Annotated in this window: 8 protein-coding genes, 1 pseudogene and 1 riboswitch; of the genes and pseudogenes, 4 read left to right on the top strand and 5 right to left on the bottom strand. The window is 68.7% G+C overall.

The window, feature by feature from the left end:
• Positions 1–165: 165 nt before the first annotated feature.
• On the top strand, positions 166–564 hold the full coding sequence (locus VGS97_RS27490) for an SCO5389 family protein (RefSeq protein WP_326856577.1): 399 nt from the start codon (positions 166–168) through the stop codon (positions 562–564).
• 37 nt (positions 565–601) lie between these two features.
• On the opposite strand, the gene VGS97_RS27485 is transcribed toward VGS97_RS27490, so the two are convergent.
• Positions 602–988, bottom strand: coding sequence for a hypothetical protein (locus VGS97_RS27485; RefSeq protein WP_326856576.1), 387 nt, complete (start codon positions 986–988; stop codon positions 602–604).
• A 274-nt stretch (positions 989–1,262) separates the two neighbouring features.
• Positions 1,263–1,652, bottom strand: coding sequence for a metalloregulator ArsR/SmtB family transcription factor (locus tag VGS97_RS27480; RefSeq protein ID WP_326856575.1), 390 nt, complete (start codon positions 1,650–1,652; stop codon positions 1,263–1,265).
• An 81-nt stretch (positions 1,653–1,733) separates the two neighbouring features.
• Positions 1,734–1,925, top strand: a riboswitch (cobalamin riboswitch).
• Positions 1,926–1,953: 28 nt separating this feature from the next.
• Between VGS97_RS27480 and VGS97_RS27475 the strand changes: the two genes are divergently transcribed.
• Together VGS97_RS27475 and VGS97_RS27470 are read left to right on the top strand one after the other, a co-directional pair.
• Positions 1,954–3,063, top strand: coding sequence for a HoxN/HupN/NixA family nickel/cobalt transporter (locus VGS97_RS27475; RefSeq protein WP_326856574.1), 1,110 nt, complete (start codon positions 1,954–1,956; stop codon positions 3,061–3,063).
• 314 nt (positions 3,064–3,377) lie between these two features.
• Entirely contained in the window at positions 3,378–3,971 is a 594-nt protein-coding gene (locus tag VGS97_RS27470) for a DUF5134 domain-containing protein (protein WP_326856573.1), read from the top strand.
• Between the two features lie 9 nt (positions 3,972–3,980).
• Here the strand turns inward: VGS97_RS27470 and VGS97_RS27465 are convergent, their stop codons facing one another.
• Positions 3,981–4,205, bottom strand: coding sequence for a hypothetical protein (locus tag VGS97_RS27465; protein ID WP_326856572.1), 225 nt, complete (start codon positions 4,203–4,205; stop codon positions 3,981–3,983).
• A gap of 242 nt (positions 4,206–4,447) precedes the next feature.
• On the opposite strand from VGS97_RS27465, the gene VGS97_RS27460 reads away from it, so the two are divergent.
• Positions 4,448–4,900, top strand: a complete 453-nt coding sequence (locus tag VGS97_RS27460; protein ID WP_326856571.1) for a hypothetical protein — start codon at positions 4,448–4,450, stop codon at positions 4,898–4,900.
• A 152-nt stretch (positions 4,901–5,052) separates the two neighbouring features.
• Here VGS97_RS27460 and VGS97_RS27455 read toward each other — a convergent pair whose 3' ends face one another.
• Both VGS97_RS27455 and VGS97_RS27450 read right to left on the bottom strand, forming a co-directional pair.
• Entirely contained in the window at positions 5,053–5,652 is a 600-nt protein-coding gene (locus VGS97_RS27455; protein WP_326856570.1) for a cadmium resistance transporter, read from the bottom strand.
• 49 nt (positions 5,653–5,701) lie between these two features.
• Positions 5,702–6,100: pseudogene (locus VGS97_RS27450) on the bottom strand (hypothetical protein); the annotation flags it as partial.

Here is a 6,100-nt window from a genome sequence, read left to right as displayed (position 1 = left end):
AGGCGATCGACTTCCACCTGCGCAACGCCGACGCCTGGGCCAGCAAAGCCGCCGGCGCTGACCTGAGGACCCAGATCGACCCCGAGTTCAAACACGGCCCCCGCGCGCTGAGCCTGCTCACCGCCTGATCCATCACACCCGACACCCCGGAAAGACAGGACACGCATGTCTCTCGACGTCGCCCCCGAACTGCTCACCCAAGCCCAAGCCGGCTCCGTGAACCCCGCCGCATTCCTCGACACCGTGCGCGCCTCGCTGCCGTACGCCTACGACCTGATCGCCACGCTGGCGAAGGACCTGAACGTACCCCACGCCGACCGTCCGTTCGCCGACAACCTCACTCCGCCGCCCTCCGAGGTCGAACGCGGCCAGCTGCTGCGTGCCCTGGCGAGCAACGCCATCCGAGGCTCCCTGGAAGAGCACTTCGGCGTGCGCCTGGCTTTCCAGAACTGCCACCGTGTTGCCGTCTTCCGCCCCGGCACTGAGGGCTCAGAGACCTACCGCGACTTCACCTCACAGCGCTCCCAAATCCTCAACCAGTCGCCTGAACTGCGCGACTGCTAGGTCGTGTTGAGGCATGCGCCATGTGCTGCGATCTAAGTCAGACGCTTGCCGGTAGCGGTCCGGCTTCGTGGCTTTCGCTGGGCTTGTCAGTGCGTGTGGCGGTGCCGAGCCGCTGCTTGAGCCTGCCCACGCAGCGCTCGATGGTGTAGCGGGCCTTATGCAGTTCGGCGTCGTGGCCGGAGGGCCTGCTGCCTTCGGAGCCTTTGCGCTTGCGGGCGGCGGCCTGGTCGGTCTTCTGCGGGATAACCGCGTCATCCCGCAGTGGCGCAGGTAGGCCCGGTTCACCTTCGAGCAGTACGCCCGGTCGGCCAACTCCGCGCGGCCGACACCGGGCCGGGCCGCCGCGCGAGTCCCGCGCCGAGAACCGTTCCAGCACCGCAGTGAACTCCGGACTGTCCCTGTGCTGGCCTGCGGTGATCTTCACCGACAGTGGTCGGCACCGACCGTCGGCTGCCAGGTGACCTTGGTGGTCAGCCCACCCCGAGACCGTGCGAGGATGCCGGCGGCAAGACGGGCCCGGCGCCGCCGACGCGCCGCTTCCTGCGGATCACCGGCCTGTACGGACTCGGCGGCGGGTCCGGCAACAGCTGGATCGCCTCCTTCATCCGGTCCAGATCTGTCGCAACATGTTAGGGACAGACTTTCGCAGGAATCTGTATTCGCAAGTGTGAGCTGAGCGTTGCGGCCGGTAGGTTCGCTCAAGGATGTGCGTTGTGCTGGGCGCGGGCGGGTTGTGGGCTTGGGCGGATCTGGGTGAGCAGTGCGCTGATGGTTGGGTCGCTGATCTGGTAGCGCATGACGCGGCCGTCTTTGCGGGCGGTGACGGCGTCGGCGACGCGCAGCAGGCGCAGTGCCTGGGAGACCGCAGTGTCGTTCATTGCGGCGGCGATCGCCAGGTCGGTGACACTGATCTCGGGGCAGGCGGCGATCGCGAGCAGCAGGCGTAGTCGTCCGGGGTCGGCGAGCAGGGCGAAGCGCCCGGCCCACTGTTCGACGCGCTGCGTTTCGCCGATCGCTTCGATTGCTTCGCAAACGCGATGTTCGTCGATCGGGTGGCGGTGGGCATGTTCGGCCGGGACCAGGTGCATGCCGACCATTGTGGCGTTCGTGCGCGCCTCGTGAGCAACACCTGCAGGAATGATGAGTCTTGCAGTGGATGCGCGTTGTCGCTACGGTGACCTGGTCGTGGTGTTCGGGAAGACCGGTGTGAGACCGGGGCGGCCCTCGCCACTGTGATCGGGAAGTGCACGTTCCACCCCTCCTGCGGGAGGGAGCCACTGGACGTCTGCGGGTGTCCGGGAAGGCGGAGCGGGCGCGCTGGACCCGTCAGCCAGGAGACCGGCCACGGCACCGTTGTCGACCATCCACGAGGTGCTGGAGGCGGTCCGCGTGAGCGTGCCCGAAATCGTTTCCTTTCCCGTTGCTCCCACCGGCGCGCGCTGGCAGCGTGCGGACTGGACCCGGTTCGCCGGGCTGATCGCGGTGATCGGGGCGTTGCATGCGGCGGCGTTCGGGATCCTGGTGCTGCTGATCGCCCCGCATCACTACACCGTGGATAGGCAGGTTTTCGGGTTCGGCCTGGGAGTGACCGCGTACACGTTGGGGATGCGGCATGCCTTCGACGCCGACCACATCGCGGCGATCGACAACACCACCCGCAAGCTGATGGCCGACGGCAGGCGTCCGGTCTCGGTCGGGTTCTGGTTCGCGCTCGGGCACTCGACGATCGTGGTGCTGCTCGCGGTGGGGATCGCGGCGGGCACCCGGCAGGTCGCCTCGCTCACGACTGACGGCTCCTCGGCGCGCCGGACCCTTGAGGTGGTGTCCACCAGCGCTTCGGGCGGTTTTCTCTACCTGATCGGGATCCTGAACCTGGCCGCGCTCGTCGGGATCGCCAAGGTGTATCGAGGGATGCGCAGTGGCCGGTTCGATGAGGCCATGCTCGCCGAGCACCTGGACAAGCGCGGCTTTCTGAACCGCATCCTCGGGCGCCTGACCAAGTCGATCACCCGGCCAGGGCAGATGTACCCGGTCGGGCTGCTGTTCGGTATCGGCTTCGACACGGCGACCGAGGTGTTGCTGCTCGCGCTCGCCGGCTCGACCGCCGCCGCGGGGCTGCCTTGGTTCGCGGTCCTGTGCCTGCCGCTGCTTTTCGCGGCGGGCATGTCGCTGTTCGACACGCTGGACGGCACCTTCATGAACTTCGCCTACCACTGGGCGTTCTCCAACCCGATCCGCAAGGTCTACTACAACCTGGCCATCACCGGGCTCTCCGTCGCGGTCGCGTTGGTCATCGGCAGCATCGAGTTGATCGGTGTGGCACACGACCGGCTGGGGTTCGTCAACCCGGTCACCGACTGGATCTCGAATCTGAACCTCAATAACGTCGGGTTCGTCATCGTCGCCGTGTTCGTCGTGGTGTGGGCGGTCGCGATCGCGTACTGGAAGATCGCACGGGTCGAACACCGCTGGCAGGTCTCGCAGAGCGACCAGGCATAGGCGCCTGGCGCGGGGCTGCGGCGGTCCGGCGGCCGACGAGATCGAAGGACTTGGCCGCCGCAAAGCCTTGTACTCGCGCTGTCAGCGCAAGACCGGTGCCCGCGTGGTGGATTTGCGCCTCCTCACTCCAAGGCGTCGGCGGGTGACTATCACCCGGGCAGGGTGAGGAGCGAAGAGCGCGTAGGTACACGCTGCTTTGCGCCGAAGGGTCGGGTGCGCCGTCGAGTGCCTCTTCGCTCCGGCCTGCGCCAGGCTCCGCTACGCCAGTGCTCTGGGCATGGTCCGTGCAGGTGCCTGCCCAGGAGGTGCGATCAATGCCGCTTCTCACCCCCTTCGTCGCGTGGTCGAGCGCGGCGATCCTGCTCGCCCTGGCAATGCGGGCACTCGCGGCGGTGTGGGCAGACTTCGCCGCTACCCGTCGCGGCCGTGTGTGCGCCTGCGGACGTAACGGCCGTGCCGGAGAGCTGAGTCACGCGGCGATGGCAGCGGGGATGGCCGTGAGTCTGTTGCCGCTGCGGGCACCGGTCGCGTTGCTCGTCGTCCTGTTTACAGTCGGCGCCGTGCTGCCCGCGGGGGTTCTGTTCACCTGGTGGCGCGCACGGCCCGCCGCGTACGGGAGTGCGGCGCACCACGTGGCGCTGTCGCTGGTGATGATCTGGATGCTCGCACGCCCGAGTACTGGCGGTGCGCGCATGGCCGGGATGACGATGGGTCAGGTGCCCACTGTCCCCGGAATGCTCGCGCTGGCCTACGTGTGGCTCGCGGTGCTGGTGCTCGGAGTCGGCCTGACCCGCGCCACCGCGGCACCGAGCGGCGCACCTGCTGCTTCAGTCCTCGCGTCACGCCCGCTCGGCCATGCGTGTGAGCTGGTGATGACGCTGCTGATGGGGATCATTCTGCTGGCGTAGGCACCCGGCCTAGCCGAGGGCGGCGGACAGAGCCTGGTCCAGCGAGCCGGCGCGGGCCTGCTCGATCAGGTCCCGCAACTGCTCGGCGCTCATCTGCACCCGCTGCCCGAAGTCATCAGTGACCACCACGCGCTGCTCGACGGGCGCGGACGGATCCACCGCCACCGCAGGGCACCCACAGTCGCAGTTCCCGCAGAAAATCGCCACCGGCACCAGGCCCATATCCTCGTTCATGGGCAAAATATCTCATAAGGCATCTACGTGGCCGGGTTGCCACGCCGACGCGCACGGACCACCCGCCGTGCGCGAGTGGGACTCAACGTCGTTCTGGGCCACGCGTGCGCGGATGCTACGCACCGATTCAGGGCTCCGAGACGCGCGGCTCGTCTCACCGGTCGGTCTAAAGGCGCCCCTGCCCAGCGGTGCGCCGCCCGGGTGTCGTGCACTGCGGACGGGGTGGAAAGGTGGGCGCCGTCATGGACGGTCGGCCGGTGTTACCTACGCTACGCGCTGCGATATTCGCCGCGGTGTGCGTGGCGCTGGCCGAGAGCGCGCACCGCCTGATGTCCCCGGGCGCAATACCGCTGGGTGCGAGCGTCGGCGCGCTGGCCATGGTATTCGCGCTCGGGCGAGCTGCCGCGGGCCGTGAGCGTGGCCTGGCCTCGATCACCGCCTCGATGATGGCGGTGCAGGGCGCTTTGCACGTGTGGTTCGACGCTGTCCAGCAGACCGGTGGGAGCACCGCGGTGCCCAGTGCGTGCGCGGCGATGCAGCCGATGCCGGGCATGGATGCGGCGAGCATGTGCCCGAGCCAGGGCACGATGGGGCTGTTTGCCCCGTACGCCGGTGGGATGCTGGCCGCACACGCACTGGCCGCACTGGCTGCGGCGCGACCCCCGCGCCCACGGCCGTGGCGTCGTCACCGCTGAGCAGTTCGCTGCTGACCAACGGCGATAATTCCAAAGCGTGCATGAACGTCCCGCAGCCGGAATGGTGACACGCGCCCGCAACGCGTAGGTGACAGAGTTGCGGCCGGGAGTGCCGCGTGTTGTTGACCGAGAAGCTGCGGGGGCGTCAGCTCCTACAGGCTTTGTTGGATCATGGTGATTGTGCCAGTGGTGATCAGGATGAGCACGCCGACCGCGATGAACACCACAGGCACCAGATAGTCGGTGGCGCGCCCGAGCGCTGTGGTGAGCGGCGTGCGGTCTGCCAGCAGCGCCCCAGCGGCGCACCACAGGGCGATCATGACCAGGAACACGCCAGCGGCCAGCAGGGAGCCGGCCACGTGCAGAGCGCGGAACAGCGGCGTGAACACGCTGATGTTGTCGGCGCCGCCCGCCAGCGTGATGGCCGCGATCCTGGTCACGGTGCTCGCCAGCGGGGCCCGGGATTCACGCTCGGCACCGCGCAGGCGCCACAGTTGCCACACGCCCAAGCCGACCGGGACCAGACCGAGCAGCCCGACCCACCGATCCGGCACGATCCGCAACCCGGTCGCCGCGGCCAAGGAGAGAGCGAGGATGACCGCGAACCCGGTGTACTGCCCGGCGACGATCGCGCGGGCGCGCGGCAGCCCGGTGGCGCGGCGCGCGATGAACAAGGCACTGAGCACGACTAGGTCGTCGATGGTGGTGACGGCGAAGGCGAGCACTGCGGTCGCCAGCAGGGACGCGCTCATCCGCCGTCCGGCAGTGTCGCCGTGTCGGTGCCGCAGGACGATGACGCGCTCACGCGGTCCGGCCCGCGTCGCTCAGCCCGCTGGCCTTGTTGACCTGCTCGATGGCGGCGGCTTCCTCGGGCGTGCGGCGCTGGGCGCCTAGGCCGAAGAAGCCGCCTTCGGCATTGGCGTCAGCCACGGCCGTGGCGATCTGTGCCAGCAGCGCGCGGAACGCGTCCAGTTCCCCCGGCGCCTCGCGCTCGACAATCGCGGCGGCCGAGCGGATCGTCTCCAGCGCGGGGCCCAGGTAATCGCGATAGCCGATACCGGGCTCCAGGCCGGTGGCGAAGGTACTGGAGGCGGCGAGCTCGCGGATGAACCGCCGCGGATGGCTGATGCCGGTCTCCCGCAGCGTCTTGACCAGCGCGAAATACTCTTCGGCGTCCACCACGCCCACCGCGAGCCCTAC

Origin of the sequence: Actinocrinis sp. (assembly GCF_035946395.1) — a bacterium.
Lineage (GTDB): Bacteria > Actinomycetota > Actinomycetes > Streptomycetales > Catenulisporaceae > Actinocrinis.
This window is presented reverse-complemented; position numbering and strand designations above follow the sequence as displayed.